Annotated in this window: 16 protein-coding genes and 1 pseudogene; 11 read left to right on the top strand and 6 right to left on the bottom strand. The window is 67.1% G+C overall.

Features of this window, described 5'->3' with window-relative positions:
• Positions 1-179 precede the first annotated feature (179 nt).
• The 4 genes and pseudogenes from CHINAEXTREME_RS11215 (at position 180) to CHINAEXTREME_RS22615 (ending at position 3,921) form a co-directional block, all read left to right on the top strand.
• Positions 180-1,166 carry a DUF4129 domain-containing protein gene (locus tag CHINAEXTREME_RS11215; protein ID WP_007143641.1) on the top strand — a complete coding sequence of 329 codons (987 nt, stop codon included), beginning with the start codon at positions 180-182 and terminating at the stop codon, positions 1,164-1,166.
• A complete protein-coding gene (locus tag CHINAEXTREME_RS11210) occupies positions 1,163-3,187 on the top strand; it encodes a DUF58 domain-containing protein (RefSeq protein WP_076738728.1) in 2,025 nt (674 codons plus the stop codon). The genes CHINAEXTREME_RS11215 and CHINAEXTREME_RS11210 overlap by 4 nt, the downstream gene beginning before the upstream one ends.
• Positions 3,174-3,524, top strand: a pseudogene (locus CHINAEXTREME_RS22620) (hypothetical protein); the annotation flags it as partial. The gene CHINAEXTREME_RS11210 and the pseudogene CHINAEXTREME_RS22620, both read left to right, overlap by 14 nt.
• Positions 3,493-3,921: a DUF7519 family protein gene (locus CHINAEXTREME_RS22615; RefSeq protein ID WP_449289598.1), complete on the top strand. Its 429-nt coding sequence runs from the start codon at positions 3,493-3,495 to the stop codon at positions 3,919-3,921. The pseudogene CHINAEXTREME_RS22620 and the gene CHINAEXTREME_RS22615, both read left to right, overlap by 32 nt.
• Positions 3,922-4,018: 97 nt before the next feature.
• Here CHINAEXTREME_RS22615 and moaA read toward each other — a convergent pair whose 3' ends face one another.
• Positions 4,019-5,011, bottom strand: a complete 993-nt coding sequence (gene moaA / locus CHINAEXTREME_RS11200; RefSeq protein ID WP_007143638.1) for a GTP 3',8-cyclase MoaA — start codon at positions 5,009-5,011, stop codon at positions 4,019-4,021.
• A gap of 124 nt (positions 5,012-5,135) precedes the next feature.
• Between moaA and CHINAEXTREME_RS11195 the strand changes: the two genes are divergently transcribed.
• Positions 5,136-5,387, top strand: coding sequence for a hypothetical protein (locus CHINAEXTREME_RS11195; RefSeq protein ID WP_076738727.1), 252 nt, complete (start codon positions 5,136-5,138; stop codon positions 5,385-5,387).
• 729 nt (positions 5,388-6,116) lie between these two features.
• Complete coding sequence (locus tag CHINAEXTREME_RS11190; protein WP_007143636.1) at positions 6,117-7,469, top strand: Cdc6/Cdc18 family protein; 1,353 nt, start codon at positions 6,117-6,119, stop codon at positions 7,467-7,469.
• A 33-nt stretch (positions 7,470-7,502) separates the two neighbouring features.
• On the opposite strand, the gene CHINAEXTREME_RS11185 is transcribed toward CHINAEXTREME_RS11190, so the two are convergent.
• Positions 7,503-9,014, bottom strand: a complete 1,512-nt coding sequence (locus tag CHINAEXTREME_RS11185) for an RtcB family protein (protein ID WP_007143635.1) — start codon at positions 9,012-9,014, stop codon at positions 7,503-7,505.
• A 165-nt stretch (positions 9,015-9,179) separates the two neighbouring features.
• Between CHINAEXTREME_RS11185 and CHINAEXTREME_RS11180 the strand changes: the two genes are divergently transcribed.
• Positions 9,180-9,626: a hypothetical protein gene (locus tag CHINAEXTREME_RS11180; RefSeq protein ID WP_238593254.1), complete on the top strand. Its 447-nt coding sequence runs from the start codon at positions 9,180-9,182 to the stop codon at positions 9,624-9,626.
• A gap of 22 nt (positions 9,627-9,648) precedes the next feature.
• Here CHINAEXTREME_RS11180 and CHINAEXTREME_RS11175 read toward each other — a convergent pair whose 3' ends face one another.
• Positions 9,649-10,776 (bottom strand): DoxX family protein, encoded by a 1,128-nt coding sequence (locus CHINAEXTREME_RS11175; protein ID WP_007143633.1) that lies wholly within the window; start codon positions 10,774-10,776, stop codon positions 9,649-9,651.
• A gap of 104 nt (positions 10,777-10,880) precedes the next feature.
• Positions 10,881-11,357, bottom strand: a complete 477-nt coding sequence (locus CHINAEXTREME_RS11170; RefSeq protein WP_007143632.1) for an archease — start codon at positions 11,355-11,357, stop codon at positions 10,881-10,883.
• 241 nt (positions 11,358-11,598) lie between these two features.
• Here CHINAEXTREME_RS11170 and CHINAEXTREME_RS11165 point away from each other — a divergent pair, with 241 nt between their 5' ends.
• Complete coding sequence (locus tag CHINAEXTREME_RS11165; RefSeq protein WP_007143631.1) at positions 11,599-12,075, top strand: GNAT family N-acetyltransferase; 477 nt, start codon at positions 11,599-11,601, stop codon at positions 12,073-12,075.
• 52 nt (positions 12,076-12,127) lie between these two features.
• Here the strand turns inward: CHINAEXTREME_RS11165 and CHINAEXTREME_RS11160 are convergent, their stop codons facing one another.
• Entirely contained in the window at positions 12,128-12,685 is a 558-nt protein-coding gene (locus tag CHINAEXTREME_RS11160) for an ArsR/SmtB family transcription factor (RefSeq protein ID WP_007143630.1), read from the bottom strand.
• A gap of 151 nt (positions 12,686-12,836) precedes the next feature.
• On the opposite strand from CHINAEXTREME_RS11160, the gene CHINAEXTREME_RS11155 reads away from it, so the two are divergent.
• The 3 genes from CHINAEXTREME_RS11155 to CHINAEXTREME_RS11145 are packed head-to-tail and all read left to right on the top strand — an operon-like array spanning position 12,837 to position 15,690.
• Positions 12,837-13,052: a heavy-metal-associated domain-containing protein gene (locus CHINAEXTREME_RS11155; protein WP_007143629.1), complete on the top strand. Its 216-nt coding sequence runs from the start codon at positions 12,837-12,839 to the stop codon at positions 13,050-13,052.
• The gene (locus CHINAEXTREME_RS11150; protein WP_007143628.1) at positions 13,049-14,989 is read left to right on the top strand and encodes a heavy metal translocating P-type ATPase; all 1,941 of its coding nucleotides are present in this window, start codon (positions 13,049-13,051) and stop codon (positions 14,987-14,989) included. Before CHINAEXTREME_RS11155 ends, CHINAEXTREME_RS11150 begins: the two co-directional genes overlap by 4 nt.
• A 2-nt stretch (positions 14,990-14,991) precedes the next feature.
• Positions 14,992-15,690, top strand: coding sequence for a hypothetical protein (locus CHINAEXTREME_RS11145; protein WP_007143627.1), 699 nt, complete (start codon positions 14,992-14,994; stop codon positions 15,688-15,690).
• A 39-nt stretch (positions 15,691-15,729) separates the two neighbouring features.
• On the opposite strand, the gene CHINAEXTREME_RS11140 is transcribed toward CHINAEXTREME_RS11145, so the two are convergent.
• A complete protein-coding gene (locus tag CHINAEXTREME_RS11140) occupies positions 15,730-15,912 on the bottom strand; it encodes a DUF7836 family putative zinc-binding protein (protein WP_007143626.1) in 183 nt (60 codons plus the stop codon).
• Positions 15,913-16,159 lie beyond the last annotated feature (247 nt).

The following is a 16,159-nucleotide window of genomic DNA, read 5'->3' as shown; positions in this document are numbered from 1 at the left end:
TCGGACTCGGGGATCGCTCCCCTACACGTATCGCACCAGAACGTACCCCCGTCTTGTACTTAAGCGCAACGATACTCCCGGGCGGTCGCCCGCCCATCCCACGCGACCGACTCACGCCTGCGAACTGGTCACACTCCGGTTGCCTTTATTATCAAGGGGCTGCTACGAGCGGATGACAGGTGCCCCGAAATCGCCGCCCCCTCCTCGTTCGACTGGTCGCCGCAGTCGCCGGAATCGTCGCCATCGGGCTCGCAGCCGCGACGGTCGAGTCCCCCGTCGAGATCGGCGGCTCCGGCGGGATCGGCTCCACGGAAGGGCAGAGTTCGCCGGGCGGAATCGAATCCCCACCGGAACAGGACCCGCCCATCGAACACGTGGAGGTTCCCGCGTTCCTCGAGTATCTCATCGCCGCGTTGCTCGTTCTGGCCGCGGTTATCGTCGTCTGGTACCTCCTGACCCATCGTCGTGATGCGCTTCGCGTGCTCGCGTTGTCCCTTGTCGTCATGCTGGCTGTCTATCTCTTCATCCGGTACGCCGATCCGATCTTCCCGTCGTCGATGGCCCCGGGCGGCGAACCCCTCAAGGGGAGCAGTGGTGACGGCTTCAGCGAGGACGGCGACGGGACGCCGGCGGTCGAACCGCTGCTCGCCACCCTCGCGGTCCTCACCGCCATCGTCCTCGGCGGGTTGCTTCTCAGCCGGCGCGACGGCGAAACCGACGCTGCGGCGGCCGAGACTCCCGACGGCGAGGACGAGCGACCCGGCCAACACGTCGCGGCCGTCGGCAACGCCGCAGGACGGGCGGCCGACCGAATCGAGAGCACGACCGACGTCGACAACGAGATCTACCGTGCCTGGCGGGAGATGACCAGCCCCCTCGAGGTCGACCGGCCGGACGCGAGCACCCCCCGCGAGTTCGCGGCCGCGGCGGTCGACGCCGGCCTCGAGCGGAACCACGTCGAGGAACTGACGAAGCTGTTCGAGGACGTCCGCTACGGGAGCGCCGAGGCGACCCCCGAGCGCGAGCAACGGGCAAAGAGCGTGCTGCGGCGGATCGAAGCCGCGTACGCGGAACGGAGTTCGGTTTCGGAGAGCGGCGATTCAGTTTCGGAAAACGTGGACGGGACCGGCCCCGGCACGGACGGCCGCTGGGGGTCGGAACGATGAGCGTCGATCGCCGGACCGTCGGGCTCGTCGCCGGCACGGTCACGCTCGCCGCCGCTGTCGCAGTCAGCGCGGGCCTCGTCTCGCTGGACCTCTCGGAGGCCCTCGTCGTCCTCGTGGCGGTCCTCGCGGGTGCGATCGGCCTCCGGGGCCTCCTCCGACGACGGGGAGTCCGCTCGCAGTTCGACACGCCCGACCCCGAGCGTACCGCCGCCGTGCCCGTCCCCGGAGAGAACCTCACCGACGCGGTCTCGTCGTTCCGGCGGCTCCGCGGCGGCCACGCGCCGGCGACCAGAGGCCGGCGACTCCGGGCCGGCCTCCGCGAAGCGACGCTCGCGGTCCTCACCCGGTTCGACGGGGAGTCGCCCGAAAGCGCCGAAAAACGCCTCGAGGACGGTGACTGGACGGACGATCCGATCGCGGCCGGCTTCCTCTCCGATCGCCTCGAGCGGCCGGATCGGTCGCTTCGATCGCGCGTCGGGCACTTCCTCGAGCGCGGGTACGAGACGGAGTTCCGGCGGGGCGTTCGCCACGCGGTCGCCGCCATCGACGGGGTGGGATACGAGAGCGGCGAGAGCAACGACGACGATGACGACGGCGGGGGCCCGTCGCTGCCGGCGTACGACTACGGCCGGCCGGCCGCCAGTGAGGAGCAACGGCGGACGACGACGGACGACGTCGACGGGATCGAGAAGGGCCGCCGTGCCCCCACCGAGTACTGGTCGGGGATCGGCATCGTCGCGTTGCTCGCCGTCGGCGTCGGTGCCGCCGTCGAGTCGCCGGCAGTCCTCATCGCCGGGGTCGCCGGCGTCGGCTACGCCGGCTTCGCCCGCGCGTTCGAGCCCCCCGAACTCGCGCTTTCGGTCGAGCGGACGGTCAGCGACGACGAGCCCGAACCCGGCGACGAGATCGAGGTCGCCGTCGAGATCACGAACGAGAGCGGCCGGTTCGTCCCCGATCTGCGGTTCGTCGACGGGGTCCCGCCCGGCCTCGTGGTCACCGAGGGGACGAGCCGACTGGGCACTGCGCTCCGGCCCGGCGAGAGCGTCTCCCTCGAGTACACCGCCTCCGTCGGCCGGGGCAGCCACGAGTTCGACCCCGCGCTCGCGATCGCACGGGACGTCTCGCAGTCGACCGAACAGGAGTTCCGGATCGAGAGCGAGACGACCGTCGTCTGCGAACCGGAGATGCGCCCGCTCGCCGCGGCGGTACCGTTACGGGCGACCGCGACCGCTTTCGCCGGCCGGCTGACGACGACCGAGGGCGGGGCCGGGACGACGTTCCACTCCGTCCGGGAGTACCGTCCGAACGACCCGCTGTCGCGCATCGACTGGAACCGCCGGGCCAAGACGGGCGAACTCACCACGCTCGAGTTCCACGCCGAACGGTCGGCCCGCGCGGTCGTCCTCGTCGACGCGCGGAAGGCGGCCTACCTCGCGCCCGCGCCGGACGCGACCCACGCCGTCGACCGGTCGCTCGCCGCCGCGGGCCGGATCGGTGCGAGCCTGCTCGAGGCCGGTCACTCCGTCGGTCTCGCTGGGCTGGGCCCGGTCGGTTCCGACGACGACCCGCTGCTGGGAACCGACCCCTGCTGGCTCGCGCCCGCCTCGGGCCGACACCACGAACTCGAGTTCCGGGAGCTGCTGGCGTCACACCCGCAGTTCGACGCGGTCGCGCCGGAGCGGGAAACGCCGTGGCTGACCCAGCTCCGGACGCTGCGCCGTCGGCTTTCAGCCGAGACCCAGATCGTCCTCCTGACGCCGCTGTGTGACGCCGGGTCGGCCGACATCGCCCGCCGGCTCGAGGCTCGCGGCCACCCGGTCACGGTCGTCAGCTCCGATCCGACGGTCGGCGCGCCCGCCGGCCAGCGGCTGGCGCGAGTCGCCAGGCGAGTGCGCCGGTTCGACCTGGAGCGGGCCGGCGTGCCGGTCATCGACTGGCCGGTCGACGAGTCGATCGACGACGTGTTCGCGCGCCGGGCCGGCGCTCGGACGGGCACCGCGGTCGGAGGTGGGCTCCGATGAGCGATCCGGTCGAGACCCGTCCCGACGAGGCGAACGGCGACGCTGCGGGGGCCGGCACGAACCACGGTCGGCAGGAACCGGACGCCAGGTCAGAAAGGGAACGGGGTGCCGGACCTTCCTCCCCATCCGACGGGGACGATCCGACCGAGGCGAGCCGCGGCGCAGCGGACCTCGACCTCGACCTCGATCTCGAGGAGGGAGTCGAACTCACGCGCAAGCCGAGGCCTCGAGCGCCGCCGCCCTCGTCGCGGCCGCCGTCGCGACGCTCGCGGCCGGTCTCGTCTCCGTCACTGCGGTCGCGATCGGTGTCGCGGGAGTCGTCCTCCTCGGGACCGCGCTCGCGGTCGGACACCGCGGGACGGCCGACGCGGGAGCGGTTCTGGTGTTCGCCGGCGTCCGGCGGCGCGGCCGCGGTCGAGCCGACGCTCGTGGGGGCAGTCGCGACCGTCCTCGCCTGGGATCGCGCCCAGGCCGCGATCGACCTCGGCGAGCAACTCGGCCGCGAAGCGCGGACCCTGCGATTGGAGGCCGTCGGGCTGGCCTCGAGTCTCGTCGTCGGGCTCGCGTCGGCGACCGTCGGCTACGCGATTTACGTCGTCGGCAGCGGCGGCCAACCCGTTTCCGCGCTGGTTCTGCTGTTGCTCGCGGCGGTATTGTTGACGGTCGGGCTGGGTTCGAAGCGAAAACGGGGCGGCAAGTGGGGCTCGAGCCGGCGGGGGCCACGCAGGCGATAATCGATAGTCGTAGTGGGACGTTCGACCGATGTCGATAGTCGTAGCGGGACGTTCGACCGATGTCGATAGTCGTAGTGGGACGTTCGACCGATCGGTTCTAGGCTCGCACCGACTCCTCGAGGTACTTCTCGTTGATCTCCCACTCGCCGTCGCCGTTCCTGATCATGTACTCGCCGTAGTAGGGAACGCGGTTTTCGACGGTCTTGCGGAACGTGTCCCGGATCTCGGGTTTGGACATTTCGCCCATCGAGCGGAGGTCGTCGTTGCGGTTGAGACAGCCCTTGAGATAGCCCTCGTGGGTAACCCGAACGCGGTGGCAGTTCGCACAGAAGTTGGGGTTCTCGACGGGATCGACGATCTCGACCATTCCTTTCCCCGTGTCACCGTCCTCTCCGCTCACCCAGTAGCGACGCCGATCGTGCATCTCCCGGTGCTCGATCTCGTCGGCCCGGTCGGCGAGCCAGTCGTGGACTCGCTGGATGTCGATGTTCCACTCCGGCCGACCGGTGAGCTCCGGCATGTACTCGATAAGCTGGAGTTGCAGCCCCTCGTTTTCGGCGACGTGGTCGACCATCTCCGGGACGTAGCCCGCGGTGTGCTCGAAGACGACCATATTGAGCTTCACGGGATCGAGCCCTGCCTCGAGGGCGGCCTCGACGCCCTCCAGGACCTTCTCGTACGCGCCGCTTTGCGTGACGGCGGCGAAGTCCTCGGGGTCGAGCGCGTCCTGGGAGACGTTGACTCGCTCGAGGTCGGCGTCGACCAGATCCTCGGCGCGGCCGGGGAGGAAGGTCCCGTTGGTCGTCAGCGAGACCTCCATCTGATCCGGCGTTCGTGCGATGATCTCCTCGAGATCCTGGCGGAGCATCGGTTCGCCGCCGGTGAACTTGACGGCGTCGACGTCGAACTCGGCCGCGACCTCGAGAAAGCGGACGACGTCGTCGGTGTCCATCTCGTCGTCCTGTGGGTCCATCGGGCCCCGCGTGTCGCCCAGCCCCTCGTTGTGGCAGTAGACACAGTCGAAGTTACACCGGTCGGTAAGAGAGACGCGAACCCCCGTTACTTCGCGTCCGAACTCGTCGGTGAGCATACGCTCGGATTGCAGGCGAATCCGCTTAAACTCGACGGGTATTTTCGCCCCTCCGAAACCATTTTTGGTTTCGTCTCCGATCAACGGCGTAACAGCTACCTCGACGGCTCCCGAACGCGCCCACATGGACGACGAGATGCTCGCGGACCAGCGCCGGCTGGTCGAACTCATCGAAGCGGAGGGATGGGACGTAACGGACCTCGAGATTTCGGCCTACGACAGCCCATGGGCCGACGAGGACGATCCGGAGGCGACGGTGACGATCACGGCGCGACGGCCCTACGAAGGCGATGATGACGAGGACGACGCGGACGAGGACGACGCGGACGAGGACGACGCGGACGAGGACGACGGGAATCCGTTTCGACTGAAGTGATGCAGTGCGGACGAGACGGTCGGTCCTGAAACGAGTCAGTCGGCTTGCGAACTGCTAGTGCTCGCTCGCCCGTCCTGGTTTCGTTCCCGCTCGAGACGGCCCCGTTTTCGTTTTACCAGGGACCTCCCTCACACTACATTCGAAATGAAATCTCTTTCAACAGTATCTAGAAGATCGGTCTCCCACACCGTATTCGAAATGAAATTCGGGTGGAGGTCAGCATTTCGTCGAGTATAGCAGTATAGACGGGAGAAAATCCGGTTCCAATACGAGTGGGGCGAGAATTCATTTCGAATACGGTGTCGAACCACCGATCGGCGTCTCTCGTCTTTCGTTTCAGACACCGCTCAGCACGTCTCGTTCACCAGTCACACTCCGACCAGCGTCTCTCGTCCGCCCGTTCAGATTCCGCTTAACACGTCTCGTTCTCCGTTTCATTTCGATTACGGTGGGAGAGTGGAACGCTCTTCCCCATCGATCGGTTTCAGTTGGATACCAGTCATTTCATTTCGATTACGGTGCATTCATTTCGACTCCGGTTCGCTCGAGCTTCATTTCGGACACGGGGCTTTCATTTCGATGACGGTCGTCCCGATTTTCAGTTCGACAGCGGTGTCTTCGTTTCGGCGTCGGCGGTAGTTCCGCTTCATTTCGACCATGGACTGTTCATTTCGACCGAGGCCCATTCATTTCGAAAAAGGTATTGAGGGTCAGTGAGCAGTGCCGCCAATGAAGCAGGAGTCCCCGGATGGTCGAGGAGGCGAAGACGATGACGGGGCAGCGGACTCTCCCGGCTCGTCTATCGTCGATAGTATTCTCGACGGCGAACGACGAACCGTCTTCGAGAACAAGCAACTCGTCGACTCCAACACGATCGTCGATCACAACCGGATCTACGGCCGTGACGAACAACTGGCCGCGGAAGCGCGCGCGTTTCGCGACACCCTCGACGGCGAACGGCCCCCGGATCTCCTCCTCTACGGACCGAGCGGCACCGGCAAGAGCCTCACTGTCAAAGCAGTCGCCGAGAAGGTCTCGGAACGTGCCACCCAGAACGATATCGCCTTCGACTTCGTCGCAGTCAACTTCAAGACGATGGAGTCACACTCACTGGATCGCGCCGTCTGGAAACTCGGCCATCAGACAGCCAACAAAGCCGGCGTCGAGTGGGGTATCCCGCGAAAGGGCGTCTCTACCGATGCGAAATACGTTCGGCTCTACGAGATCGTCGACCGCCACTTTGACGCGCTCGTGTTCATCCTCGACGAAATCGACGCGCTCACCGGCCGCGTCGGTGAAGACGAGCCCGCGTACTCCCGATTGCTCTACAGCCTGAGCCGGGTGATGGCCGAACAACACGTCGACACGCTCGTCTCGACGGTCGTGATCACGAACCACCCCAAGTTCCGCGAAAACCTCGACAGCAGGACCGATAGTTCGTACAATCCGACCGGCATTCACTTCTCCGATTACGACGCCAACGAACTCATCGAGATCCTCAACCGTCGACGTGACGCGTTCAAAGAGGGCGCGCTCGACGACGGCGTCATCGAACTGGTGGCTGCCTACGGGGCCAAAAACGAGGGCGACGCACGGCGAGCGATCGATCTGCTCCGCGACGCGGGCGAGATCGCAAACAGGAACGGAGAGACGGTCGTCACGGAACAACACGTCCACGCGGCCAACGATTCGGTCGTGAAAAACCGCGTGCTCGAGATGGTCGGCGGGATGACGCTCCAGAAGAAACTCTCGCTGTACGCTGCAGCAGTCGTCGCTGACGTAAACGACGGCGCTGCACCGAGTCCAGCGGTCTACGCGCTGTATCGAGAGATCTGCCAACGCACTGACCGGGACGTGTATACCCAGGAGACCGTCAACAGCCACATCAACAAGGCGGGCACGTACGGCGTCCTCGAGAGCGAGCGGACGAGCGGCGGGTTCAAAAGTGGCGTCCACCTGATGTTCACGTTCACCGAGCCGGTCGAGGCCGTCCTCGAGACGCTCGAGGAAGACGAGACGTTCGACGAACTCGACGCCTCGACGGCACGCACGATCGCACGCCAGTCGCTTCGTGACTCGTGAGCCGATCGTTCGGCGACGACTCACGTCACCACATCAGCCTTTGATGTTACAGACCGGGAACGTCCGTGCGACCTTGTCCCCGATGCCCAGCGCGTCCGAGACGCGCACGACCTCGTCGACGTCCTTGTAGACGCCCGGAGCCTCCTCGGCGACCGTCGCGCCCGACTGGGCCTTGACGTAGATCTGCTCCTGTTGCTCGAGTTCGTCCTGGACGTCGCCGCCCCAGTACTCGTTTTTCGCCTGGGTGCGGCTCATCAGTCGGCCCGCGCCGTGGGCGGTCGAGCCGAACGTGAGGTCCATCGAGTTCTCGCCGCCCCGCAGGACGTAGCTGCCCGCGCCCATGCTGCCGGGAATGATGACCGGCTGGCCGACGTCGCGGTACGCTTTCGGCACCTCGGGGTGGCCCGCGGGGAACGCTCGAGTCGCGCCCTTGCGGTGGACGTAGAGTTCGCGTTCCTCGTGCTCGACGGCGTCGCCGTCTCGCACCGGTCGGCCCTCCGGCCCGACCCCGACGGCGTGGGTTTCTTTCTTCGCGATGTTGTGAGCAACGTCGTACAGCAGGTGCATGTCCATCTCCTCCCACGAGCGGTCGAAGACCCGCTCGAACACCTGCCGCGTACGGTGCATGATCAGCTGGCGGTTGACCCACGCGAAGTTGATCGCGGCGTTCATCGCCTTGTAGTAGTCCTCCGCGAGTTGCGAGCCCGCGGGTGCCGCGGCCAGTTCCTTGTCCGGCAGTTGGTTCAACAGCCCCTGGTGTTGCTGTTCGATCTTCCGCAGGTAGTCGTTACAGGTCTGGTGACCCAGCCCGCGCGAGCCACAGTGGATGAGGACGACGATCTGGTCCTCCTCGAGGCCGTAGGCGTCGCCGACTGCGTCGTCGAAGACGTCGGTCACGCGCTGGACCTCGAGGAAGTGGTTGCCCGAACCAAGCGAGCCGATCTGGTTCTTCCCGCGGTCTTTGGCTTTCTGGGAGATCTTCGAGGCGTCGGCCTCGGTGCGGACCCCCTCGTCCTCGCAGTGCAGCAGGTCCTCCTCGACCGCGTGGCCGTTCTCGAGGGCCCAGTCGACCCCGCGCTCCAGGATTTCCTCGACGGTGTCGACGCCGGCCTTGACGATGCCGCCGCCGCCCAGCCCCGATGGAACGTTGGCGAACAGCGAGTCGACGAGTTCCTCCTCGCGACCCTGGAGGTCGTCGTAGGTGAGGTTCGTCCGCATCATCCGGACACCGCAGTTGATGTCGTAGCCGACCGCTCCCGGTGAAATACAGCCGTTTTCGGCGTCGAGTGCGCCGACCCCGCCGACGGGGAAGCCGTAGCCCTGGTGGCCGTCGGGCATACAGATCGCGTGGTTGGTGATCCCCGGCAGGTGGGTCGTGTTCTTGATCTGTTCGAGGGTCTTGTCCTCCTTGATCTCCTCGAGGAGGGCTTCGCTCGCGAGCACCCGCGCGGGGGTCCGCATGTCTCCCTCCTGGGGGACCTCCCAGACGTACTCACGCACTTTCTCGAGCGTGATGCCGTCGGCGTCGAACGTGGTATCAGTCATACGTGAGACTCCGACCGCGACGATGAAAGATGTTCGTCTCTTCAGTCGAGGAACGGAGACCGGGAAACGGGATCCGAAGACAGTGAAACCGGAGGTTGTGGTTGTGCTACCGGTAGACGTTAGAAAAGGTCTCGAGTATCGTGGGCTATGCACCCCGAAAAGCGCGTGTACCGCAGACGTTTCCTCGCCGGCACCGCCGCGCTCGGAGCTGTCGGGACCGCGGGCTGTCTCTCCGGATCCGACCTTCCCGTCGTCGGCTCGAGCGTCGACACCGAGTTCGAGCGGACCGACGCCGAACTCGCTGCCCACGAACCGCCCGAGGTGACCGTCGACGGCAACACCGTCGCCGTCCGGGGAACGATCGAATTCGGCTCGAGCGAGTGTGGAACCGTCGACCTGGCTTACACCGAGTACGAGTACTCCCAGGAACGGCTGGATCTGCTCGTCGTCGCGGCCGACGATTCGGGGGTCCGGACGGGTTGTTCGGACGACCTCGTCGAGGCCGGGTACCGTCTCGAAGCGACCGTGAACGAGGGGGTCCGCCGCGTCTCGGCGACGGAACACCACGTCTTCGGCGAGACGTACTCGACGACGGTCGAGGGGGTGGACTGATCACCCGGTCGGCCGGTCGGGCTCAGTCCGAACCGATCTCCGCCGCTGCTTCGGACAGTCGTTCTTCGTCGGTCGTGACGCGCTCGAGTCGCCCGTCGAGGGCGTACGGGCCGGCGCCGGTGATCAGCAGGGTCGAGGCCATCCCGAACAGCCCGACGTGTGCGAGGACCGGATCGTCGGGGAGCGCGAACAGCGTGAGGCTGAACATCGCGATGGCGGTCGCGGCCGTCGCACGGGTGAAGAACCCGGCGAGCAGCGCGAGGCCGAGCGCCATCTCGGCCAGTCCGGCCCCGAGTACCCACAGTTCCGGCGCGACGGGGAGGGCCGTAGTGAGGTCATAGCGATCGACCACCGCGAGCGCGAGCCCCGGACGGAGGAGCTTCTGGGTCAGGCCGAGGTAGATGAACGACACCCCCAGACCCGCCCGGACGACCGTCGGCAGGAACCGTTCGTAGTCCGCCACCCACTCCTGAAAGCGCCTGGAGACGTCGTGGACCGGGTCGAACCGGCGGTAGACGGTCCCCGGCGAGCCCGCGACCCGCTGGAGGACGTGGTCGCCGCTGGGGCGGCCGCTCCCGATCAGTGCGATGGCGGCGAGTCCGCCGGCGTACTCGAGTTGCAACAGTAACTCGGGCCGAACGGCGACGCCGACGAGGTAGGTGGCGAGCGCGACGAGGGCGACGACCCGGGTCGCGAGCCCGAAAAGCAGGAAGAACCCGAGCGCGACCTGAAGGAGCCGCAACTCGACGTCTACGGCAGGGCTGATGAAGTAGCCGCTGAACCCGGCCCCGATAAACGGGATGCCAAAGGAGATCCGCAACAGCCAGGGGACGAATCCGTTGTACTCCCCCATCGCGTGCCGAAAGGCCGCGATGTCCCGCTGGACGGGCTGGACGAGCAGGTATCCCACGACTGCGCCCAGGGCGAGGGCCCCACCGGCAAGCAGCGGTCCGACGACGAACGGATCGGTGAGCGCCTCGATCAGGAACTCGATGACGCCGGTCTCGCGCTCCCCGTCCACGACGTACTCCTCGTGGGCGCGTGCACGGGGAACCGCGGTGATCGCGAGGACGACGAGCGCGACGGCGGTCGCCGCCGGGCGTCCGGCCGCGACCCACCCGTCCCCGTCGGTGCTGGATTCAGGAGCCACCGTCGTGTGCGGGCTACGAGGACGGCCGGCAAATAAGCACGGCCGGCGTTACGCGGACACAGAGCGCAGGCCGCGTGCCCGACAGTCACGGCGCTTGGCGGGGGTCAGACGTCGAAAACGACGTACGCCTCCCACCCGTCGTCGGTTCGCTCGAGTCGCATCTCCGAGTAGGTCACGGCCTTCACCTCGCGGGCGTCGATTTCGGAGAGAGGAACGCCGCGAGTGGTCGCCTCGAGAGTCCAGGACTCGTGCTCGCCGTCCCTGTTCCCGTCTCCGTCTCCGTCCTCGTCCCCGTCTCCTTCTCCGTTTCCGCCCCTCTCGATCGACTCGACCCGGTGGTCGACCGGCAGCGCCGCACGGACGTCCCGGCGGTAAATCAACTCGTCCAGATAGTCGAACAGCAGCGCTTCGCGGCTCTCGGCCGTCACCGACACCCGGAACCGCTCGCCGGTCCCTTCGGGTACCTCGTCCGTCGACGCGGCCGCGAGGCCGTCGGCGACGGCGGCAAAAACTTCTTCCAGCGTCCCGCCGGTAGCCGCGACGGCGACGTCCGCCGTATGGTCTCGCAGTTCGAAGGCCATCCGTCGGCAGTACGTCGGCCCGGGTGGTATGCCCGTCGCTTTCGCGCAGTCGCGGGTCACGGGGTCGGGACCGTCGCGGCCTCGAGCGAGGATCGCATGGATGGGATGCCGACCGCCGTCGGGGGGTCGTTGCCGACAGGCGACGATGGACGGAAATCGATGGAAGCCGACGCTCCGGGACCGTCACTCCGCGGAACCGGTGCCGGAGGAATTATATTGGCGACGATGTAAGGGTGTGGTAGTGAGCGTCAACATCGACAGCCGCGTCGTCGCCCCGGGGAGCGACGACTACGTCGACGAGGCCTGGCGGCTCAAAGAGGAGATCAGCCGCCAGGAGGGCGTCCTCAAACAGCGCCACGATTTCTTTACTGACGCCTATCGCCGCTCGAAGGTCCACTGCTACGTCCGCGACGAGGAACTCATCGGATTCGCCGCCGTCCGCCGCGACGGCTACATTCTCTTTCTCGCGGTCGCCCCTGAGTGTCGAGGCGAAGGGATCGGCAAACGACTGGTCGCCCGCGTCGCCGACGACCACGATTCGATCACCTGCCACGCCCGGACGAGCAACGAGAACGCCCTCCAGTTCTACGAACACCTCGGGTTCGAGATCAATCGACGGATCGACGACTACTACGAGGACGGCGGCGACGCCTACTACCTGAAACTCGGCAGCGACGTCGGGATCGCCGACAAGATTTCCGAACTGATGCGCCGATAGCGGTCGCCGCGTCCCGTCACTGGCTGACTGATCCGCAACGGCCAGCGGGGCGTCAGTTGCGATCCTCGAGTTCGCCGGACTCGTCGTGATCCTGAACGACGCCATCGACGAACCCGCGCCGCAGGATCGTCAACAGCAGGTACGTCTCGTATTTCTGGCTCCGGCAGTGTTCGCAGGGGGCCATCTCGTCGGCGATCGACTCGATCGTCTCCCGATGCTCGTCCTCGAGATTCGCGACGATCTCCGAGATGTCGGGCGCGATCTCGGCAGCCATCGCCGCGACGTCCTCGCGGCGGTCGTCGGGAACGGCATAGGAGAGCACGATCGTGTTCGCGCGGTAGTACTTCGTCGTGCCGCCGCCACGTTCCTCGAGGCGGGCGACCTCGACGAGACCTGCATCTCGAAGTTCGTTGACGTGATGGCGGATCGTGTTTCGCGTGCGGTCGTAGCCCCGCTGCTCGAGCGCGGCCTCGAGGTCGGTGACGCTGCGTTCGGCGTCAGCGAGCATGTCGAGGATCATCGCCCGGACGGGTTCGTCGACGGCGTCCGAGACGTTCGTGTCCCGGACGACGACGTCCTCGACCGTCACGTCCGACGTGAATTCGGCCATTTGTCGACCGTTGGTGGTCGACCCGTATAAGTCGTTCAACCGAGTCGGCCGCCTAGACGACTCGTTTCACCGGTCGGAACGATCGTCTCTGTGCTAAAACAAATCATTTGAGTGATACTTTTGTGGTCGGGGCGTCTACGCTTACTCGAGCATGACCGAAACCATCGAATACCGAGTCACGGATTTCGATTGCCCGACGTGTGCGAGCAATCTCGAGCGAGCGCTGAAACGCGCCGAGGGTGTCGAGGACGCGGAAGTCCACTACACGACTGGCCGCGTCGAACTGGGGTACGACGACGGAGTCACCGGTCCCGAGTCGTTCGAGCGGACGATCTCGAACCAGGGGTACACGGCCCGCCCACGGTGAACACAGTGAACGTCGAACGTTTCCTCCGGAAACACCGACAGCCGGCCGTCGTCGTCGCGAGCGGACTGCTGTTCGCCGTCGGTTGGGTCGTCGGCTACTTCCACGACCTCCCACGGGCGAGCGCGGCGCTGATGATTCTCGCGGCCGCCGTCGGCGGCTACGACGTCGCGAAGAAGGCCTACTACACGCTGCGGTCGCGGACCGTCGGCATCAGCACCCTCGTGACGCTGGCCGCGATCGGCGCGATCGTCATCGGGGAGTACTGGGAGGCCGCCGCCGTCGTCTTCCTGTTCGCGCTGGGGAACTACCTCGAGGCCCGGACGATGGGCAAGACCCGTTCGGCGCTGGAGGAATTGCTCGAGATGACGCCGGACACGGCCCTCGTCCGGCGTGACGGCGAAACGGTCGAGGTCCCGGCTCGAGCGGTCGAGGAGGGCGAGACGGTCGTCGTCAAGCCCGGCGCGAAGGTCCCCGTCGACGGCGAGGTCGTCGACGGCGAAAGTGCGATCGACCAGGCCCCCGTCACGGGGGAGAGCGCGCCCGTCCACAAGGCGACCGGCGACGAGGTCTACGCCGGGACGATCAACCAGGAGGGCGCGCTCGAGGTCGTCGCGACCGGCACTGGCCGGGACACTACCCTCGAGCGGATCATCCGCCGGGTCGAGGAGGCCCAGGAGGCCCAGGCCCCGACAGAGACGATCATCGAGCGGTTCGCGGCGTACTACACGCCCGCGATCGTCGTCCTGGCGGCTGGGGCCTACGCCGTCACCGGGGACGCCGTCATGGCGTTGACCCTGCTGGTCATCGGCTGTCCTGGCGCGCTGGTGATCGGGCCGCCGGTGAGCATCGTCAGCGCGATCGGTTCCGCGGCCCGCTCCGGCGTGCTCATGAAAGGCGGCGAGCACCTCGAGACCGCGGGGAAGATCGACCTCGTCGCGTTCGACAAGACCGGGACGCTGACGAGAGGCGAGCCGACCGTCACCCACGTCGACGGCTTCGGCCTCGACGAGGTGTCGGTCCTCCGGTATGCGGCGATCGCCGAGAAGAAGAGCGAACACCACCTCGCGGACGCGATCCTCGAGGCGGCGCGCGAGGGCGTCCCCGGGGATACCGACGCCGACACTGGCCTCGCGGCCGACGGCGGCACGGCCCTCGAGCACCCCTCGAGCGCGGCCGATGGGCCGACGATCCCGGATCCCGACGAGTTCGACGTCGTCGCGGGGAAAGGGGTCGTCGCCCGCCACGGCGACCGGCGGATCGTCGTCGGCAACCGTGCCCTCCTCGACGACCGCGGGATCGAGGTTCCGGATCCCGTCCGGAATCGGGTCCGCGACCGCGAGGAGGACGGCGAGACGGCGGTCCACGTCGCTCTCGACGGCGAGGTCGTCGGCGTCGTTTCGCTCGGGGACGAACTCCGACCCGCCGCGGCCGAGGTCGTTCGGGCGCTGCAGGACGCCGGCGTCCGCACGGTGATGCTGACCGGCGACAACGAGCGTACCGCGCGCTCGGTCGCCGAACGGCTCGAGATCGACGACTACCGCGCCGAGTTGCTCCCCGAGGAGAAGCAGGCGGCGATCCAGTCGTTCCGCGAGGACGGTCACGTCGTCGCGATGGTCGGCGACGGCATCAACGACGCACCGTCGCTGGCGACCGCCGACGTCGGCATCGCGATGGGGGCCGCCGGCACCGACACCGCGATCGAGACCGCCGACATGGCGCTGATGGCCGACGACCTGGAACGGATCCCCTACGCCGTGACCCTCAGCAAGGCGACCCGGTGGAACATCGGCGAGAACGTCGCGATCGCCGTCGGGACGGTCGTCCTACTGCTCTCGGGGGTCTTCGCCGGCTACGTCCACATGGCAAGCGGGATGCTCGTCCACATCGGGAGCGTCCTGCTCGTCATCCTGAACGGAATGCGACTGCTACGATACTGAACATGGAATCCGAACCGACAGACACCGACCGGACGAATCGGGAACGAACGAACTGGAACGTCGACTACGACGTCGACCCGATCCGGCTGCGCGACCCCGCCGCCGAGGCGCTGGCCGTCCTCGAGCCGGGCGACCCCTTCGTGATCACCTACGAGGACATCGTGACGGCCGCGGGCCACTCGTGTCCCACGACCGCCGGCGCGTACCGCATCTCGAAAGCGGGACTCGAGGCGCTCTACCCGGACCCCGACTCGCTGCCGGTCCGGGGCGACGTCGAGGTGCTCGCCGGCGGCCCGCGGGACGACCCGGCCTACGGGGTGACCGCCCGGCTGGTCTCCTACGTGACCGGCGCGGCGGGCGAGGACGGCTTCGGCGGCCTGGCCGGCGGCCACGGCGACCGGCGGAACACGCTCGAGTACGGCGCGATCGGCACGGACGGAATCAGCTTCGAGTTCACGCGGACGGACGTCGCGAGCGACGGTGCGGACGGGGACCCGGAAACGAACGGGCCCCCCGAAACCGCACGCGTCACCTACCACGTCGAGTCGATTCCCGAGGGCGGCCCGGCGATCGGCGACCTCCCGAAACTGATCGACGACACCGCGAGCCCCGAGGAACGGGACGCCTTCGCCGCCGACTGGCACGGGCGGGTTCGCGAGGTCCTCGAGGGCGAGCGCTACGTCTCAGTCGACCGGCTGTGACGACCGGTCAAAAAAGGTCCCGGAACCCCAACTCCGACGCTACGCGTGGAAGTTCTCGTGGATCTCGAGCCCTTCCGGCGTTTTGACGAACTCCGATACGGGCCGTTCGTCGTCGCAGTGTTCACACGTGAACTCGTTGCCCGGCGCCGGCAGATCGGCCGGGTCGTCTTCCCACTGTTCGCGACAGGACGGACACTCGAGGTCGATCCAGGGAGTGCTCATGATTGTAGGGATGGAGATGGACGCCGCTCGGAGACGGGTAGCCGACCCACTCGGCCGCGGGGTCGTCGACCCCGACCTCAAGGCGGTCACGCTCCGCCGGCACCGTCTCGACGCAGTCGGTCGGACGGCCGATGTGCGAGGCCGGGTCCGACGGCGACAGCTCCGGATTGATCCGCTTCATCGCCGGGACGGCGTCCTCGACGGGGTCGCGTCCGCTCGAATCATCGGCGACCACCGGTCGGAGCTA

Origin of the sequence: Halobiforma lacisalsi AJ5 (genome assembly GCF_000226975.2) — an archaeon.
Lineage (GTDB): Archaea > Halobacteriota > Halobacteria > Halobacteriales > Natrialbaceae > Natronobacterium > Natronobacterium lacisalsi.
Note: the sequence above shows the minus strand (reverse complement) of the source record. Positions and strands in the feature narration are given on the sequence as shown.